Annotated in this window: 19 protein-coding genes and 4 pseudogenes; 12 read left to right on the forward strand and 11 right to left on the reverse strand. The window is 34.0% G+C overall.

The features are described from left to right. Window positions 1–40 precede the first annotated feature (40 nt). Window positions 41–2,692 carry a preprotein translocase subunit SecA gene (gene secA, locus ABWU52_RS02905; RefSeq protein ID WP_353277493.1) on the reverse strand — a complete coding sequence of 884 codons (2,652 nt, stop codon included), beginning with the start codon at window positions 2,690–2,692 and terminating at the stop codon, window positions 41–43. A gap of 325 nt (window positions 2,693–3,017) precedes the next feature. Then, window positions 3,018–3,428 (reverse strand): annotated as a pseudogene (locus tag ABWU52_RS02910) (IS630 family transposase); the annotation flags it as partial. On the opposite strand from ABWU52_RS02910, the gene ABWU52_RS02915 reads away from it, so the two are divergent. From ABWU52_RS02915 to ABWU52_RS02935, 5 genes are all read left to right on the forward strand, one after another. Next, window positions 3,428–3,709 (forward strand): ankyrin repeat domain-containing protein, encoded by a 282-nt coding sequence (locus ABWU52_RS02915; RefSeq protein WP_353277697.1) that lies wholly within the window; start codon window positions 3,428–3,430, stop codon window positions 3,707–3,709. The pseudogene ABWU52_RS02910 and the gene ABWU52_RS02915 sit on opposite strands and share 1 nt — an antisense overlap. 76 nt (window positions 3,710–3,785) lie before the next feature. Continuing rightward, window positions 3,786–4,085 carry a transposase gene (locus ABWU52_RS02920; protein WP_064085359.1) on the forward strand — a complete coding sequence of 100 codons (300 nt, stop codon included), beginning with the start codon at window positions 3,786–3,788 and terminating at the stop codon, window positions 4,083–4,085. Then, on the forward strand, window positions 4,061–4,939 hold the full coding sequence (locus tag ABWU52_RS02925; protein ID WP_353277659.1) for an IS3 family transposase: 879 nt from the start codon (window positions 4,061–4,063) through the stop codon (window positions 4,937–4,939). Before ABWU52_RS02920 ends, ABWU52_RS02925 begins: the two co-directional genes overlap by 25 nt. A 59-nt stretch (window positions 4,940–4,998) precedes the next feature. Beyond that, the gene (locus ABWU52_RS02930) at window positions 4,999–5,289 is read left to right on the forward strand and encodes an ankyrin repeat domain-containing protein (RefSeq protein WP_353277699.1); all 291 of its coding nucleotides are present in this window, start codon (window positions 4,999–5,001) and stop codon (window positions 5,287–5,289) included. 97 nt (window positions 5,290–5,386) lie between these two features. Then, entirely contained in the window at window positions 5,387–5,521 is a 135-nt protein-coding gene (locus ABWU52_RS02935) for a hypothetical protein (RefSeq protein WP_353277494.1), read from the forward strand. A 522-nt stretch (window positions 5,522–6,043) separates the two neighbouring features. Here the strand turns inward: ABWU52_RS02935 and ABWU52_RS02940 are convergent. Beyond that, window positions 6,044–6,373, reverse strand: coding sequence for a hypothetical protein (locus ABWU52_RS02940; protein ID WP_353277496.1), 330 nt, complete (start codon window positions 6,371–6,373; stop codon window positions 6,044–6,046). Here ABWU52_RS02940 and ABWU52_RS02945 point away from each other — a divergent pair. Beyond that, window positions 6,372–6,623, forward strand: coding sequence for an IS4 family transposase (locus ABWU52_RS02945; protein WP_353275179.1), 252 nt, complete (start codon window positions 6,372–6,374; stop codon window positions 6,621–6,623). The genes ABWU52_RS02940 and ABWU52_RS02945 overlap by 2 nt on opposite strands. On the opposite strand, the gene ABWU52_RS02950 is transcribed toward ABWU52_RS02945, so the two are convergent. The 4 genes from ABWU52_RS02950 to dprA all read right to left on the reverse strand — a co-directional run bounded on the left by ABWU52_RS02950 (window position 6,608) and on the right by dprA (window position 9,022). Beyond that, complete coding sequence (locus ABWU52_RS02950; protein ID WP_353277497.1) at window positions 6,608–6,841, reverse strand: transposase; 234 nt, start codon at window positions 6,839–6,841, stop codon at window positions 6,608–6,610. The two genes, ABWU52_RS02945 and ABWU52_RS02950, sit on opposite strands and share 16 nt — an antisense overlap. A 341-nt stretch (window positions 6,842–7,182) precedes the next feature. Further along, window positions 7,183–7,380 carry an IS630 transposase-related protein gene (locus tag ABWU52_RS02955; protein WP_353277499.1) on the reverse strand — a complete coding sequence of 66 codons (198 nt, stop codon included), beginning with the start codon at window positions 7,378–7,380 and terminating at the stop codon, window positions 7,183–7,185. A gap of 159 nt (window positions 7,381–7,539) precedes the next feature. Beyond that, complete coding sequence (locus ABWU52_RS02960) at window positions 7,540–7,680, reverse strand: hypothetical protein (RefSeq protein WP_019078789.1); 141 nt, start codon at window positions 7,678–7,680, stop codon at window positions 7,540–7,542. Window positions 7,681–7,945: 265 nt separating this feature from the next. Next, window positions 7,946–9,022 carry a DNA-processing protein DprA gene (gene dprA, locus ABWU52_RS02965; protein ID WP_353277501.1) on the reverse strand — a complete coding sequence of 359 codons (1,077 nt, stop codon included), beginning with the start codon at window positions 9,020–9,022 and terminating at the stop codon, window positions 7,946–7,948. A gap of 61 nt (window positions 9,023–9,083) precedes the next feature. Between dprA and ABWU52_RS02970 the strand changes: the two genes are divergently transcribed. Further along, window positions 9,084–9,461, forward strand: a complete 378-nt coding sequence (locus ABWU52_RS02970; protein ID WP_353277503.1) for a ferredoxin family protein — start codon at window positions 9,084–9,086, stop codon at window positions 9,459–9,461. Window positions 9,462–9,490: 29 nt separating this feature from the next. Here ABWU52_RS02970 and ABWU52_RS02975 read toward each other — a convergent pair whose 3' ends face one another. Next, window positions 9,491–9,757: a hypothetical protein gene (locus ABWU52_RS02975; RefSeq protein WP_353277504.1), complete on the reverse strand. Its 267-nt coding sequence runs from the start codon at window positions 9,755–9,757 to the stop codon at window positions 9,491–9,493. A 564-nt stretch (window positions 9,758–10,321) separates the two neighbouring features. Here ABWU52_RS02975 and ABWU52_RS02980 point away from each other — a divergent pair. After that, a complete protein-coding gene (locus tag ABWU52_RS02980) occupies window positions 10,322–11,275 on the forward strand; it encodes a D-alanine--D-alanine ligase (RefSeq protein ID WP_353277505.1) in 954 nt (317 codons plus the stop codon). Beyond that, the gene (locus ABWU52_RS02985; RefSeq protein ID WP_353277507.1) at window positions 11,256–12,014 is read left to right on the forward strand and encodes a cell division protein FtsQ/DivIB; all 759 of its coding nucleotides are present in this window, start codon (window positions 11,256–11,258) and stop codon (window positions 12,012–12,014) included. Before ABWU52_RS02980 ends, ABWU52_RS02985 begins: the two co-directional genes overlap by 20 nt. A 93-nt stretch (window positions 12,015–12,107) precedes the next feature. Here ABWU52_RS02985 and ABWU52_RS02990 read toward each other — a convergent pair. Next, window positions 12,108–12,323: pseudogene (locus tag ABWU52_RS02990) on the reverse strand (integrase core domain-containing protein); the annotation flags it as partial. Window positions 12,324–12,435: 112 nt separating this feature from the next. On the opposite strand from ABWU52_RS02990, the pseudogene ABWU52_RS02995 reads away from it, so the two are divergent. Continuing rightward, window positions 12,436–13,524 (forward strand): annotated as a pseudogene (locus ABWU52_RS02995) (IS481 family transposase). A 328-nt stretch (window positions 13,525–13,852) separates the two neighbouring features. On the opposite strand, the gene ABWU52_RS03000 reads toward ABWU52_RS02995, so the two are convergent. Together ABWU52_RS03000 and ABWU52_RS03005 are read right to left on the reverse strand one after the other, a co-directional pair. Next, a complete protein-coding gene (locus ABWU52_RS03000) occupies window positions 13,853–14,041 on the reverse strand; it encodes a transposase (RefSeq protein ID WP_139686480.1) in 189 nt (62 codons plus the stop codon). Then, on the reverse strand, window positions 14,028–14,264 hold the full coding sequence (locus tag ABWU52_RS03005) for a hypothetical protein (protein ID WP_211908071.1): 237 nt from the start codon (window positions 14,262–14,264) through the stop codon (window positions 14,028–14,030). Before ABWU52_RS03005 ends, ABWU52_RS03000 begins: the two co-directional genes overlap by 14 nt. Window positions 14,265–14,736: 472 nt before the next feature. Between ABWU52_RS03005 and ABWU52_RS03010 the strand changes: the two are divergent. Beyond that, a pseudogene (locus tag ABWU52_RS03010) lies at window positions 14,737–15,254 on the forward strand (ankyrin repeat domain-containing protein). A 69-nt stretch (window positions 15,255–15,323) separates the two neighbouring features. Continuing rightward, window positions 15,324–17,885 carry an ATP-dependent chaperone ClpB gene (clpB, locus tag ABWU52_RS03015; RefSeq protein WP_353277510.1) on the forward strand — a complete coding sequence of 854 codons (2,562 nt, stop codon included), beginning with the start codon at window positions 15,324–15,326 and terminating at the stop codon, window positions 17,883–17,885. The last annotated feature ends 8 nt before the right edge of the window (window positions 17,886–17,893 follow it).

The following is a 17,893-nucleotide window of genomic DNA, read 5'->3' on the forward strand; positions in this document are numbered from 1 at the left end:
CTTTGTTTGCCTGTCAGATCAAGTCTAAACTATTACACAACTAATTCACTACGGCAACTGCACCGTGACAGTGTTTGTATTTTTTTCCAGAGTTACAAGGGCACTTGTCATTTCTTGAAACTTTTGGAAGTCTGCTATTTTTAGTAGAGCGTGACCTATTGCCTATTTCTTGATTGTCTAGCAACTTAAAGTGCGCTAGGCGGTGAATGGTAAGCTCCCTCCACTTTTCAAGCATCGACTCAAACATTAAGAAAGCTTCGCGTTTAAATTCATTCAGTGGGTCTTTTTGCCCCATGGCACGCAAATTTATGCTTTGTCTTAGGCTCTCTAAGACCGAAAGGTGCTCCCTCCATAAATGATCAAGTGTCATGATCATCACTTGTTTCACTATCGTATTCCACAAATCTGTAGTTTGTTGACTATTGAAATATTTTTCTTTCTCAGTAAAAAATTCTTGTATCTTGTCATTTATATAATCCAAGGCTTCTTGTTTATTCAAAAACTCTGCTAGATTAAGCGTTATCCCGTATCTTATGTGGAATTCTTTTGCAATATCTTCAACATAATCTTCGTAATAACCACTTTGTACTATACCTTCTATTATATCCTCATTTACTTCACTATATACTTCAACTAAATCATTGATTTCATTGTTTAAAATATGATTTCTCTGCTTAAAAATAACTTTACGTTGATTGTTGATTACATCATCAAACTTTAGCAAAGACTTCCGCACATCATAATTTCTAACTTCAACTTTCTTCTGTGCTTTTTCAAGTGCTTTATTAATCCATGGATGATGAATAACCTCGTTGTTCTTTAGTCCCACTCTTTGCAAAAAATTCCTCATTCTATCAGAACCAAATATCCTCATTAAATCATCTTCAAGTGATAGAAAGAACTTAGAAAGTCCAGGGTCACCTTGGCGGCCAGAACGTCCACGTAATTGATCATCTATTCTCCTGCTTTCATGCCTTTCGGTTCCAATAACACATAAGCCACCAGCTTTTATAGCAATTTCCTTATCTTTTTTTACTCTTTCGACTATTTCTTGATATTTTTTTTCTCTTTCATCAGCATTTTTTATTTTCTCGAGCTCTATTTTTGCAATCATTTCAACATTTCCACCAAGCTGAATATCAGTTCCACGTCCTGCCATGTTTGTTGCTATAGTAATGCTGCCTGGTATTCCAGCTTGCGCTATTATATACGCTTCTTGTTCATGATAACGAGCATTCAATACTGAATGCTTAAGAGAATGGCTTTTCAAAAGATCGGAAAGTTTTTCAGAATTTTCAATACTCACAGTGCCAACAAGCACTGGTTGAAGACGTTTGTGACATTCCGCTATAAACTTCAATACAGCACTAAATTTTTCTTTTTCTGTGCCATAAATTTCATCATCAACATCTATTCTTTTAACAGGCACATTAGTTGGAATTTTTACTACATTTAATCTATATATATCACGAAATTCTTCTGCCTCTGTTGCTGCTGTTCCTGTCATACCAGAAAGTTTGTTGTACATACGAAAGTAGTTCTGAAATGTGACTGATGCTAAAGTTTGACTTTCATGCTGAATTTCAAGATTCTCCTTTGCCTCCAGTGCCTGGTGAAGACCATCAGAATATCTCCTACCTTCCATCATGCGCCCAGTAAACTCATCAATAATTACTACCTTACCGTTTTTCACTATATAATCTTTATCAGCAGTAAACAGCTTATGTGCACGAAGTGCTTGATCTATATAATGAGTCAGTATAATATTGCTAGTATCATAGAGCGAGGAATTTCCAGGAATGAGGTTATACGATTTTAGTAATTCCTCCACTCGTGAAATGCCATTTTCAGTGAGGAACACTGCTCTACTCTTTTCATCGACTTCATAGTCAGAATCAACTAATTTGATTACTATTTTATTGATATGCTTATATATCTGATTATTTTCCTCAAGTGGGCCAGAAATAATGAGCGGAGTACGCGCTTCATCAATCAGTATGGAGTCTACTTCGTCTACTATTGCATAATTGAAGCCTCTCTGAACCATATCTTCTTGAGAAAATTTCATATTATCTCGTAGATAATCAAAGGCAAGTTCATTATTTGTTGAGTATACTATATCTGCGCTATAAGCCTTTTTTCTCTCGTCGTCTTTCAAATTATTTGTAATAAATGCAACAGAAACTCCAAGAGAATTATATAATTTACTCATCCACTCTGTATCTCGTTTTGCAAGATAGTCGTTAACAGTTACGACGTGCACACCTTTTCCTTCTAAAGAATTTAGATATGCAGCTAAAGTTGCGACTAGTGTCTTTCCTTCTCCTGTTTTCATTTCTGATATCATGCCATTATGGAGAACCATGCCACCAATTAGCTGAACGTCGAAATGCCTCATGTTAAGGAATCTTCGTGATGCTTCTCGTACAACCGCAAATGCAGGTACGAGAAGGTCATTTAGTGTTTTTCCATTTTTCAGTTCTTGTTTTAATTCCGCAGTTTTACTAGCAAGATCCTCATCAGATAAGCTCTGCATTTCTTGCTCTAGCGCATTAATCTGCTGAGCAATTTTTCTGAAGGATTTTATTATCTTCTTGTTCATTGATCCAAATATCCTTTTTATAAAAAAAAGTGACAACGTAAAGATGAAGAATATAAGAATAGTTGTTAAAACTAACGTAGAGTCTGGCATAAACTTAGGTAAAGTTTTATTTAATATGAGATTATATTACTAAACGTAATCTGCGGCAATTAGATTCAGAAAATCTTTATTTACAAACTAAGGAAAAGATTCTTGCAGATGAAATGTAAAAGAGTCTATTTATTTTATTAAATATTATAATTAATAATTAAACTTTCTTGATAAATTATTAAAACAGTGTTAAGCTACATGTATAAAACGGTTAGTGGAGTTACAATGTTAAGCAATATTATAAAAGTAAAATTAGAGAAAAATAGTTGTCCTTTTGAAGAATTAGAAGAATTTTTTGCTTCATTAAAATTTGGTATAGCTGTTCTCATAATAGTGGAAACAAATGAAGAAAAGCAGAATCGACAGCTTGACGAAAAGATTTAAAAAGAGGAATGTTTTTCCTGGCTCTGTTTTTTATAGCAAACCAATGATGCTCAATTTTATTGAAATCTGGAGAATATGGAGGCAGATACAGAATGTCTGCACCAACCCTTTTGGCAAATTCGACAATCTTTTTAGACTTATGAAAAGTTGCATTATCTAAAATCACTGTTTGTCCAGGCTGTAAAATTGGTGCCAGAAATTGCTCGAACCAGCCATTAAAAACCTCTGTATCACAATAGCCTTCAAACGTCATAGGTGCAACATTTTTCCCTTATTTAAAGCTGCAATCATGCTAACTCTCTGAGTTTTCTTACCTGATTTTAGTGCATTCTCCCTTTCTGCAATATCCGTATAGAGAAGGGTGCTAACCCAAAAGCTACTGATGGTGGTGGCAAAACTCCTCTGCAAAGGGCTACTCAGAAAGGTCATTCAGATATAGTTGAATACCTCAAGGGGAAAGTGCCACGAATCACAGAGAGACAACAAGTTGCAACAGAAGTGCCGCAAATTACAGAAGATTATAGCAATATATCTTTACACTTTGCTGCTGAGCAAGGTAATTTAAACGCAGTGAAATATTTTGTAGAAAAAGGTGCTGATATTAATGCTAATAATTGGTATGGCGGACACTGACCTTACCCAGAAAAAGTAGACAGAAAGTTAAGACGTTTTTGAAGTAAAATAAAACGTTTTTTCAAAGAGGTGTGGTATGACAAAAAGAAAAGAATATACAGCAGAATTCAAAATTGAAGCTATAAGACTAGTAAAAGAAACAGGTCAATCATCAGCAAAAATAGCAAGAGATTTGGGTATTAGCGGTGATTCATTAAGCAGATGGGTAAAAACATACAATGATAGAATGTCTGGAGTAGATGCGTTTCCAGGAAAAGGGAAAGTAGCTCATTGTGACAAAGAAAAGTTTGATTTAAAGAAAGAGCTGGCAAGAGTAACGAGGGAAAGAGACATTTTAAAAAAAGCCCTGGGATATTTTGCAAACCAAAAAGAGTAAAATATTCTTTTATAAAAGAACATAAAAAATGCTATAAAATACGGGAATCATGCAGATTTTTGAACGTATCTGCTTGTGGTTATTATAAATGGATTACTAAGGAAAAAAACAACAAAAAATCAATAAGAGAAGAGCTCATACAAGATATTCAGAAGGTATATCGAGCATCACAATGCAGATACGGAGCTCCTAAAATTCACGCTGAATTAAAGGCTTTAGGTAAAAATTATAACATCAAAACAGTGCAAAATGTTATGCAGAAAAATGGCATTCAAGCTAAGCTTAGACGAAAGTTTAAAAGTAAAAAACCACAAATAGACAATAGAGTTATAACTCCTAACATATTAAATCAGAATTTTATCGCTGATCAACCTAACAAGATATGGGTAACTGATATTACGTACATAAAAACTAATGAAGGATGGTTATATTTGGCAGCAATAATAGATTTATATTCACGCATGGTGATTGGCTGGTCAATGAGTAATGCAGTAAATAGGCAATTAGTTATAGATGCGTTATTCATGGCTATTGGTAGGCGCAAATCTGCTAAAAATCTACTATTTCATAGCGATCAAGGATCGCAATACACCTCTAAAAATTATCAATTTTTACTAAGTACAAAAAATATTACTTCTAGTATGAGTCACAAAGGTTGTTGTTATGATAATGCTGTTTCAGAGAGCTTTTTTAGTTCACTTAAGAGAGAGTTACTCATTGATACTTCACAACACTCTGCACAACAAGCTAAAACCGCAATATTTGAATATATAGAAATTTTTTATAATAAACAGCGTAGACATTCTACTATTAACTATTGCATTCCTGAGCTTTTTGATTCATCATTCTCATAGCAAAAACGTCTTAACTTTCTATCTACTTTTTCTGGGTAAGGTCAGTAGTAGAAAAGCTCATAGAGAAAGGTGCTGATGTTAATGTTAAAAATAATAACGGTCAAATACCATTAGATATTGCAAGAAGCAGAGGCTATTCACAAATTGTTGAATTTCTGTCATCTTATCAGCATGAGAGTCGTAATCGTCGTGATATAGTACCAAGCAATTCATGGATGAACAATAGTGTTGTCAGTTGGGTTAAAGGTCTAATATCGTCTACAGGATCTCCAGCTTTACTTACTTCTAGAGGACACAATAGTACTACTGTTACTTCTGTACCGGAAATAAACTACTACTGTAGTAAATAACACACTATTATTAGGTATTCTAGCTGCTAGTCTGTTTAACAAAACACAATATAAGCAACCAATTCATGAAAGTCTTTTATCACCAAGAGAGCAGCTTATGAGGAATATAGACGACTCAAGTAGACTTTTGGAGGAATCTCTACAAAAAGCTAAAGAAGAGGAATGGGATAGTGCTAGTACTGATGTGAATGAAGTAAAAATTAGTGACAATAAGACTGGAATGTGGAAATGAATGGGGATTTCTCTAGCTTAATATTTATTCTTTTTCGAGATTGTGTTGGGCTAAAAGAAAACTACAGGCTGATCTATTTCTTCGATCTTTGTACTCGGCCTTAGCGTATTATACAGCTCAGTATGCTAATATAACCAATCATTTTCCGTATTAAAGGTTACAGCGTCACTATAAAACATGGCTAAGCGAGAGAAGGAATGTTTGGCTCTTACGCAATAACTTTGGAGTTCTGGGATTGTTTCATATGCATGTTTAAGATTATCACTATTTTTATTATATAATTAAGTTTCAGTTCCTGTAACACTAGTTTACCTCCATTCTTTAATGTAATCCGTAATCGAACTAATAGAAGATTTATCTGTACTGAAATTGGAAAAACAGATTTGCAAACACGCATCACTCAACTGCCAGTAAAGAAGAAAATTTCTCTAGAAGTTAATAAAGGTAGAAACCAAAGATCAAGGAAAGCTAATATTGAAGTTAAGTATATGAAAGCCTATCAGATCTTCTTCAATTTATGGATCAAAAGACACAGTGCATAAAATAAGTGATAAAATCCCTGTATATGTTGGTAAGTGCAAAAGAAACAAATCCTCCTGAAGGATTGGAAGCTATTGATTGGACTTTGCTGACTAATGTACCAGTTAATAGCACTTTAGATGCTATAGAAAGGATAAATTGGTATAAGCTAAGATAGAAAATTGAGGAGTATTTCAGGGTTTTAAAATCAGGATGTAAAATAGAAAGCTCTCGTTTAACTACAAAGGAAAGGCTACAGAAATTAATTGCTATAAAGAGCATTATTGCATTTAAAATTTTATATTTAACAAAAGTCGCTTTATCAAATCCCATGGAAACCTGTACTAAAATTTTAAGCAATGAAGAGTGGAAGGCCCTTTTCATACGTGAGCATAAAGTAGCTACATTGCCAGAAGAACCTCCAAACATAAAACAAGCTATTATTTGGTTAGGAAAATTAGGTGGATTTATGAATAGAAAAAGTGATAATTTACCAGGGGCTATGACTCTATGGCGGGGCTATGAAAATCTTAAGGAGAGCATAGTTATGCTTCACATCATGACCTCTCAAAATTGTGGGTAAAAGTGAGGATTTAAATCTGGCGAGTATGGAGGCAAGAACAAAATTTTACACCCAATATTTTCTATCAAATTTTTTGTCCTTGCAGATTTATAAAAACTCGCATTGTCGAGAACAATAGTCTGTCCAGGTTTAAATACAGGAACAAGTATATTTTCTACATAAGCATCAAAAATCTCGCTGTTGCAGTAGCCTTCAGGAAGCTTTAACTTTTCCTTCATTCAGTGCTCCAATTATGCTTACCCTCTTTCTTTGAAACCCTGGGCAAATAACCTCTTTCCTCTTTGAGACCACCCATATTCATAAAATTCATTTATTCCAAACTCATCTATGTATATCAAGTTTTCTTTATTTCTTTCTTCTACTTTTTTTATGAACTCTTTGCGTTTCTCTTTATCTCTTTCTCGATAAAGAAAAGTTTTTTTTATATGTATAGTTTACTTTGCTAAGGTAGTTATATACTGTGCTTCTACACATATTACCAAATTCTTCAATTATCTTTTCAATTCTAATATCCTGATTTCCATCCAGAAATTTGATAAATCTATCCATATCTTTAATCTTATGGCCATATCCTTTGTGATAGCCTGAAGATGGTTTCTGTTTCTTTTTTCCTTTTCCTCCACAAATATATTGGTTTTATGCTCACTTTGAATATTTGACTGATTTTTTTTATCGTCACTGTTTTTTTATCGACTCCTTTGAAAACACGTTCTTTCAGATCCTCACTATATGGACTTGGCATCTTCTTCTTTCTCATTACTTATTATACCATTCTAACCAATTTTGCCATATAGCTAAACCTTTCTTGGGTTAGCTATAGATGATAAAATATTTGATTCTAGTTCTTTATAGTCTACTAATCCGGTAGTTCTATTTGCTTGACTCATTTCAAACCTCCATTTTTTATATCAATTTATTACTTTTCTTTTCGGCTTGACACACTTTTTTGAACGTTCCCCACTTTTTCTATCAACTTTTCAAATTCTTCTACAGTTAAGCCTGTTATATTACGAAAATTTCTTGGGTGTTTCTTTATATTGTAGTAACTAAAGCTCATTTTTTTACCTTACTCTATCTGCTTATTCCTCTTCTACCTCTCTCCCATCATTTTATCATTACCTTTTGCAGCAGGTCTATTGATGCATGAGTCTGGAATCTAGGAATTCTGATTATATATTAAGTTAGTAAGTATAAAAGTTATGTAAAAATACAACGTTTTTAGTGAGATTACGGAAAGCCAGCGTCACACGCTGGAATGACATCTTTCTTGGTGGACTCAAATCATAATGTTTGTACGGTTGTGGACTTATAACTAAAGCAATCTAGAAAATTAATGATATTTTATTCCCCGGAGAACGCTCTATTTTGTTTTCCAACTCTAGTTCTAAAAGAGCCATTAGAGCTATGTTGGCAGAAAGTCCACTTGCTAATATAAGTTCATCTATATCAACAGGTACAGAGTTAATATGATCAACTATAACATATTTTGCCTGTTGCAATTTTTCTTGTTTTTGGTCAGCAACGGTATCAAATAGATTTTTTTGCTGCAGAGGTAAACTAAATCTCACGCTCTCTACTATATCATCAGCGGATTCAACAAGTTTAGCGCCGTTCTTAATTAAATAATTACTACCACTACAGCGTGAATCTAAAGGGAAACCAGAAACTGCAAACACCTCTCTTCCTTGATTCAAAGCAAAATCTGCTGTGATGAGAGAACCAGACTTTTTTGATGCTTCAATTACCACAACACCGAGTGAAAGGCCAGATATAATTCGGTTTCTTTGGGGAAAATACTGAGGCTTTGGTTTAGTAGCAAATGGAAGCTCAGTAATTACTAATCCGCCATTTTCAGTGATTCTTTTGTATAGATCAAAATTTTCTCTTGGGTATACTACGTCAATTCCGCTTGCTGTAACAGCAATAGTGGGGTAATTTTTGTATATTACACTGTTTGCTGCAGTATCAATCTCTCTTGCAAGACCAGAAATTATGATGAAACCAGCTTCGCTTAAATCGAGTGCCAACTTATTGGCAAAATTTCTTCCATTCATTGAAGAATTACGTCCACCGATTATTGCAATTATCTCACGACTTAATAATGATACATCACCAAGTGTAGTTATTACAGGAGGACAACCAGAGATATTCCTTAAAATTTCAGGGTAATCTGGATCACATGCTGGTGTTATTTTGGCTCCAATTTTTTCTGCATTCTTAATTTCTTCCCGTGCATTTTGAATTCCATAATCCTTGTTAGTCAACTTATTAAGATATTTAAGCACTTCATATAGCGACCCACATGCTCTAAGTATACTAAAGAACTTTACTGGTCCCACAGTTCTAGCCAAGCTTAGCCATATTTCTAATTCTTCGTTATTTAATTTATTTATCTTCATAAAAGGCTTGAATTTCTTATCAATTTAGTGTACCCAAGATAATGTAAATATACAGTGTTTTATGACGCATTTTGTTACAGATAAATGCATAAAATGTAAATATACGGACTGTGTAGAAGTATGTCCCGTTGACTGCTTTTATGAAGGTAAAAATATGCTTGTGATTAACCCAGATGAGTGCATTGATTGTGGAGTATGTATACCTGAGTGTCCAGTGGATGCGATTGTAACTGATGATTCCATAAAAGATATTATAGAACTAGACGAAGGCTTGCTGAACAATGAACAAAAAATCTTTAAATCATTTTACAACATAAACGTAGAATATTCGCAAAAATGGCCAAACATTACAGCTAAAAAGCAACCCCTAGATGCAGCAGAAGAGTATAAAGAAAAAAAGGATAAGACAGCTTATTTTGATGAAAATTTAGGGTCATAGAGTACAAAAATAGACTTACATTTTTTTGATTAAATAGACATTGAATTGTAAGCGTCTATTTCATCTGCCATAGACGATAATTGTGCACTCTCAAAACGGAGATTGTTTGCAATATCTACTAATTTCTCACTAATTTGTGAACGAGGTTCAGGCACTGGAAAGAAAGCGTCACATCTAGTCTTGCATAGAGGTTTATCTGTTTCATTGAACGCCTCTTCACAGTTTTTGTGGCAAATATGAAATAGGTTACGTGCCTGAGACGTTAATGAATTCGAGTTTTGTGTAGGTATAACCATAATATACTCCTAAATTAAAAAACTAACGCCACGGTAGCATTTATGTGTTAATAAAATTGTAATATTTATATCAGCATAATTACTTTCCAGATAAGTTTACTTTCTTGAAAATTTCAGGAAAATATTGTACAATTACTCATGAACTTTGGTAAAACTTACGGCAAATGCTAATGTATCTTTCAGTAAAAAAACTTTACAGCATTTTACTAAACTAGTTGAGCTTACTAAGCAGCCCACTCAAGAATTAGCAGAAAGGTTATTTAATAGATCATGAAATGGAACTATCTGTAGTTGCTGATCAATATGACATTGAAGGTGTAGAAACAGTTGATTACAAAGATGTAAAGTGGAAATCAAGTGGATTACAAAATTAAATTTTTAAAGAATATTACTGAAAAAGATCTTCCAGTTTTACTTGCAATCTGGTGTCTGATCATAAAGGAACCAGTTTGCATGACACCATCTGCAAGTTTCAATATCTGTACAGCTGTGGAATTTTTCAAAGCGTTTTTTCTATTGAAGATAAAAGTATCTTTTATATATGATATATAGCAAAATATTAGGGTGCTTATGGTTCCAACTATAGCAATTTTAAGTGGTGGATTTTCTTGCGAAAGAGAAATATCGCTTATGAGCGGAAAAGCAGTAAAGAAGGCGCTTGATAGCCTTTCATATAATGCAATAGAAATAGATGTTGATAGCAACATTGCTCAAAAGCTTAAAAAAACTAATCCCGCTCTTGCTTTTATTGCTCTACATGGACCTTATGGTGAAGATGGCTGTATTCAAGGTTTACTGGAGATTTTAGGTATAAAATATACACACTCAGAAGTTATGGCTTCGGCTGTTGCTATGAATAAAGTGATGTCAAAGCATATATTCCATTCTCTTAATATCGACACTCCAAGAGGCTATGTAATTAGTCGAGAAGATGTGCTAAAAAATAATATTAAAGTTGATTATCCGTACGTCTTAAAACCGATTAACGAAGGCTCAAGCATTGGAGTACACATGATTTTCTCACATGAGGATTACTTAGAGCTGAAAAATAACAGTTCTACTATAATGGAAAAGATGATCATAGAAGAATACATACCGGGTATAGAGTTACATACTGCTGTGTTGCTGAACGAAGCAATTGGCACTATGGAAATACGACCAAAAAATAAATTCTATGATTATGAAGCAAAGTATACAGATGGATTTGCAGAACATATATTTCCTGCTAAAATTCCTGACAACATATATAGAATGACCTTGGAACACGCACTAAAAGTTCATCAATTTTTAGGATGCAAAACTGTTTCCCGCTCAGACTTCCGTTATAATCCCCAAAATAACACTTTAAAAATGCTTGAGATTAATACACATCCTGGCTTTACTGAATTATCGTTAATACCAGAAATTGCAAAATTGACAAAAGGAATTGATTTTAATGAATTAATTAAAATTATTGTCAAAGACAGTTTACACCACAAGAATATTAGAGATCAAGCCGATGTTGAACAATGTTACTAGAAGACAAAGGAGTTTTTTGCGCAAGTGTGCTTTCATGATTATAACTGCACTTTTCCTTACACTAGTACTTTATAGTTCACTTGATAAAATAACAAATCGATTCAATTACTACTTTACTTGGTGTAACGATCGCTTATCGAGCTTATTAATTAGCAATGGATTTTCAATCGACAAAGTAACCGTTACTGGAAACAAATTTACAAATGAACAGGACATTCTAAGTTTAGTAGATAGAACACAACCTATCATGTATGTATCACTCTCAAAACTAACAGATAATATACAATCTGTAAGCGAATGGATAAAACATGTAAGAATTTATAGGATTTTACCCAACACCTTACGCATTGATGTAAATGAACACAAACCTTTTGCTCTTTGGAAAGATGATAACAAAACTTCAGTAATTGACTCTGAAGGTAAAGTAATCGTAGATGATTACCAGATAGATAACCTCGTTATAATCAAAGGACAAAATTCGTTATCAAGCCTAAAATTCATTAAATATATACTAGAGAGGAAAACTCAATTAAGTGATCATATTTCTTCTTGTGTTTATGTAGGCAATAGAAGATGGAATATCATACTCGATGACAGTGCCACAGTAAAATTGCCTGAAGATAATCCTTATAGCGCATGGGATTATTTAAGCCACTTGCAAAATACAACCGACTTTACTTTTAGCAATTGGAGCATAATTGATATACGTGTTGCTGATAAGATCCTTGTGAAGAAGTGATCTGCTCGGTGCTCCTTTTCATGTCATGCAAGTAGCCCTTTCTCTGACCTGACCTTACCCAGAAAAAGTAGACAGAAAGTTAAGACGTTTTTGCTATGAGAATGATGAATCAAAAAGCTCAGGAATGCAATAGTTAATAGTAGAATGTCTACGCTGTTTATTATAAAAAATTTCTATATATTCAAATATTGCGGTTTTAGCTTGTTGTGCAGAGTGTTGTGAAGTATCAATGAGTAACTCTCTCTTAAGTGAACTAAAAAAGCTCTCTGAAACAGCATTATCATAACAACAACCTTTGTGACTCATACTAGAAGTAATATTTTTTGTACTTAGTAAAAATTTTTTGTAATAGTTTAGACTTAATCTGACAAGCGAATAGAGTAAGATAAAAATATAAACAAATTTTAAAGGAGTGTCAGATATGAGTACAACACAAGAAAAAATATTAAAACCAAAGTTAGGATTGCTAGAACTTGCAAAACAATTAGGGAATGTATCGCAGGCATGTAAAGTGATGGGATATTCGAGAGATACATTTTACCGATTCAAAGAACTATATGAAACAGGAGGAGAAGAGGGATTACATGAGATAAGTAAAAGTAAGCCATTATATGCAAATAGAGTATCAGAGAATATAGAAAAAGCAGTAGTTGAAATAGCAATAGAATTTCCAGCATATGGACAAGAAAGAGCAGCAAATGAACTGAAAAAGAGAGGAATTCTAATATCTGCTAGCGGGATAAGATCAATATGGCAAAGAAACGATCTTGAAAATTTTAAAAAGAGATTGAAAGCGCTGGAAGCGAAGGTAGTACAAGATGGTATAATTTTGACAGAGGAGCAAGTTACTGCTTTAGAAAAAGCTAAGGAACAAAAAGAGGCACATGGCGAAATTGAGACACAACACCCTGGATACTTAGGTAGTCAAGATACCTATTATGTAGGCAATATCAAATGTATTGGACGAATTTATCAACAAACTTTTATTGATACCTACTCTAGAGTGGCCTTCGCTAAGCTTTATACGGAGAAAACTGCCATAACAGCTGCAGATCTTCTCAATGATAGAGTTATACCATTTTTTGATGAACAGAAAGTTCCATTGCTACGCATTTTAACCGATAGAGGTACGGAGTATTGTGGCAAACCAGGGAATCATGCGTACCAGCTATATTTGGGAATAGAAAATATTGATCACTCTAGAACCAAAGCTTATTCTCCACAGACTAATGGTATATGTGAAAGGCTTCATAGAACTATGCAAGACGAATGTTACAATATTATCTTTAGGAAAAAGATTTATAGTACTTTGGAAGAGCTTCAGTTAGATGTTGATCATTAGTTGCATTCTTACAATAGAGCTAGACCTCATTCTGGTAAGTATTGCTACGGTAAGACTCCTATGCAGACCTTTTTTGACAGTATGCATATTGCTTACCAAAAAAATATTGATAACATTAAAGCAGATTCTGATATCGGTTTTGACTTCGTCGATTCTTCTGTCAGATAATTCATGCTTGTCAGATTAAGTCTAAACTATTACAGCCCTTCCCAGGCTTTGTTGAATAGCGAGTAGAGATGGGAGGCTTTGTTGAATGGCAAGGAATGAGGAGGAGTAATGAAAGGAATTTACGAGGCAAATTTGAAAATAGGCATACCTATATCAGTAAAGTTATTAATCAAATAGCATTTTAAAAGCACCTCTTGAGAGCGATTTACCTCAGATTTATTCTTAAAACTAAATCCAAATGTTTTTTTGAGCCTCAGGAAAAAACTCTCGATACGTGAACGTATTTCATACCTTGTCTTCTTTTTCCAGTGGGTAAGTTTTCCTTATACTAATGTTGTTGTTTCTTTCTGATAGATAATCTATATTGCTGCAGATTTTTTCTTGGCTTTATGATGGGTTTCAAGTTGTATTGATTGCACAACTTATATAAATTATCTGTATCATAAGCTCCATCTGCACGCAGAGACTTAATCTTATAGATATCACCCATTTCCTTTAGTATTTTAGATGCTATCATGTGAAAGAAAATTAGTATATCGAATTGCTATTGCCTTTTTGCTGTTTACGTCCAAAGCAACATGTAGCTTTCTTATTTGATCTGTACCATTATACTTCCTTATCTTGGCGTTATCTTTGTTATGTTGAGTACTGTTACTATAAATATGCATTACAGTACTATCTATAGCAATTTCAATATTCTCTATGTCATTTTTATCTGTTCTGTGGTCACATAATTTCAAATTAAGTTTGACGAGAAGCTTGTGAATACTTGGAGATTCTTCACTATACTTTGTAAATATCCTTTTATAAATCCAACTGCTTGCCTTAAGCCTATTCTAAATAGATTAACGACTATATGTACTGCAATAACAACCTTATCGCTATAAATCTCCAGGAATTTTTTCTGAACTTTCGTACCAGTTTTCTATAGCTTCATCGATAAAATGAAAGACATTTCCTCTTTTTTCTAAAAATTGATTATACTCTTTAATGATTACTGACTTTCATCTTCTTTGGCATATACTCTACAAAATGTTCATTTCTTAATAAAGTAACCACTTTCTTTAGATTTTCTCCCTTTTTTCTCCCATCTCTACTCGCTATGCAACAAAGCCAACTCGGGTTACCTTACTATGTTGTCAGCATCTTTGAGTAAGTAATGTTAATAAAAAATGAGTAAATGATCTATTTAATATTAAAAAGATGTTGAATATGGATAAATTGAGTCAAGATACAAAAAACAAGCTGCATTTTTGGTGGCTTATAACAGTAATAGTATGTATTATTGCTACCTATTACTACATGAAGGCAAAAGCTGCAGATAATTATAAAACGATATTACGCATTGCTTCTCAAAATTGTAACTTAGAAACTGTAAAATTCTCAGTAAAAAATTTATTAGATACTGATACACACATGCCTAAGTTAACTGCGTTACATTACGCTGCAGAAGGGGATGTTTAGAGATAGTTAGGTTTTTAATAGATGAGGGAGTTAACGTAAACATTATTAACAAGTATGTAAGCACAGCACTACATAATGCTGCATATTATGGTGATTTAAGGATTATCAAATTTTTGCTAGAAAAAGGCGCTAATCCTAACATTATAAACGATGATGGAAAAAAACCTAGAAATGTAGCTGTGTTAAGGTCAAGGCATAACAAAGATAAGCCCTACGATCAAATATTCAACCACTATGGATTTCAATCCATAGTGGTTGAATGCTGAATGACTTTAAGTTTAAAATTGAGAAAGTAGTTGTTATATATATCAGCAAGTATGAGTTAAATTTGTATTATGGACTTGAATAAATTTACCGAAAAAGCAAAAAGCCTAATCCAGAGCGCTCAAATGAAAGCATTGGGAGCTGGGCATCAGATTTTTATGCCTGAACATTTACTTAAAGTAATGCTTGAAGATGAGTCAGGTTTAGTTCAGGATTTGATAGGCACTTGTGGTGGAAATATTCAGAATATTTCTGATGCTGTGAGTAGTACAATTAAAAAGTTTCCAGTGGTTGGAGGACCAGGTAGTGGTGGACTTCAGCTTTCAAGAGAGGTAGCAAAAGTTTTTGATGATTCAATTGGTATTGCGAGGAGAAATAAAGACACATTTGTTACTGTTGAGCGGTTGTTGCAGGGCCTTGCTGCACAAAAAGATGAAATTGTAGGTAAAATTTTAGCAGAAGGTGGTGTAACACCGCAAAAATTAAATTCAGTTATTGCAGAAATGAGAAAAGGTGGCAGTGCAGACTCTCCAAATAGCGAGGAAAAATTAAATGCGGCAAAGAGGTATACAAAAGATATTACAGAGCTTGCTATGCAAGGTAAGCTTGATCCTGTAATTGGTCGTGATGAGGAAATCAGAAGAACTATGCAGGTATCGTTGAGGCGAACAAAAAATAATCCAGTACTGATAGGTGAACCTGGTGTTGGAAAAACTGCAATAGTTGAAGGTTTAGCAAACAGAATTGTTGCAAATGATGTACCACTTGGTTTGCGTGATGCAAAAGTTTTAGCTTTGGATCTTGGTGCATTAATTGCTGGAACAAAATTTAGAGGGGAGTTTGAAGAGAGACTAAAAGCAGTGATTAATGAGATTTCAAAAGCAGAGGGAAAAGTTATTTTGTTTATAGATGAGCTTCATACTTTAGTGGGAGCAGGAGCAACAAGTGGTGCGATGGATGCTTCAAATTTGCTCAAGCCTGCTCTTGCGCGTGGAGAAATTCGCTGTATAGGGGCTACAACTTTGGATGAGTATCGTCAACATATAGAGAAAGACCCTGCGCTTGCAAGGCGTTTTCAGCCTGTGTTTATTTCTCAACCGACTGAGACTGATACTATTTCAATACTGAGGGGTTTGAAGGAGAGGTATGAGGTGCACCATGGTATTAGAATCACAGATGGTGCAATAATCGCTGCTGCAACGCTTTCTAATAGATATATAACAGATAGGTTTTTACCTGATAAAGCGATCGATTTAATTGATGAAGCAGCAAGTAGGGTTAGAATTGAAATGGACAGCAAGCCTGAGGTTGTTGATGAGCTTGAAAGAAAGATTATACAGCTGAAAATTGAGTCAGAGGCTTTGAAAAAAGAAAGTGATGAAAACTCTAGGCAACGTTTAAAAAAGATAAATGAGGAAATTGAGAGTCTAAACAGTAAATTTGCTGACTTAAGCAGTAAATGGCAGATGGAAAAGAATAAAATAGCTAAAATACAAGAAACTGCTGAAAAATTGGATAACGCGAGGAAAGAGCTAGAATTGGCTCAGCGCAATGGAAATTTAGGAAGGGCAGGGGAGTTGATGTATGGTGTGATTCCTCAACTTGAAAATGAGTTAAAAAATCAGGAAAAAGTTACTGATAGTTTCCTAAAGAAAGAAGTTACTGAGAGTGATATTGCAAATATTGTTTCAAAATGGACAGGCATTCCAGTTGATAACATGATGCATAGTGAAAAGGAAAAGCTCCTTAACATGGAAAATGAAATAGGAAAAAGAGTAATAGGGCAGAGAGATGCAATTGAAGCGATAAGTAATGCAGTAAGGCGCTCCCGTTCTGGTGTTCAGGATACTAATCGACCTTTTGGTTCATTTTTATTCTTAGGTCCAACCGGAGTTGGAAAAACAGAGTTAGCAAAATCTCTTGCCGAATTTTTGTTTGATGATCAATCAGCACTTCTACGCTTTGATATGTCAGAGTATATGGAAAAACACTCCGTTTCAAAGTTAATTGGTGCGCCTCCAGGATATGTTGGTTATGAACAAGGTGGCAGATTAACCGAAGCAGTAAGGAGAAGACCATATCAGGTAATTTTGTTTGATGAGATAGAAAAGGCAAATCCAGACATATTTAATATATTACTGCAGATTTTGGATGAAGGTAGACTCACCGATAGCCATGGCAAATTAATTGATTTTCGTAATACCATACTAATTTTAACTTCTAACCTTGGAGCTGAGATGATGCTAAGAGGAGCTACCGAATCTGTGAAAGATGAGGTGATGAAAATAGTTAAGTCAGCGTTTCGTCCAGAATTTTTAAATAGACTGGATGAAATTATTATATTCCACAGCTTAACCAAAGATGACATTGATAAAATTATAGATGTTCAATTCTCTTATTTACAAAAGATGCTTGCTAAGCGTAAACTGAGTATTAGTTTATCGCAAGAAGCTAAAGAACTAATAGCACAAACTGGATATGACCCTGAATATGGAGCGCGGCCTCTGAAAAGGGTAATACAAGAATGCATTCAGAATAATCTAGCTAAGTTAGTTTTATCGGGGGAAATAGTAGAAGGAGATGAGCTAATAGTGTATACTTCTGGTAACGAAATCTTAGTTAAAAAGATCTAGATTCGCTG

The sequence above is a fragment of the Wolbachia endosymbiont (group B) of Villa cingulata genome (assembly GCF_964028285.1).
GTDB lineage: Bacteria > Pseudomonadota > Alphaproteobacteria > Rickettsiales > Anaplasmataceae > Wolbachia.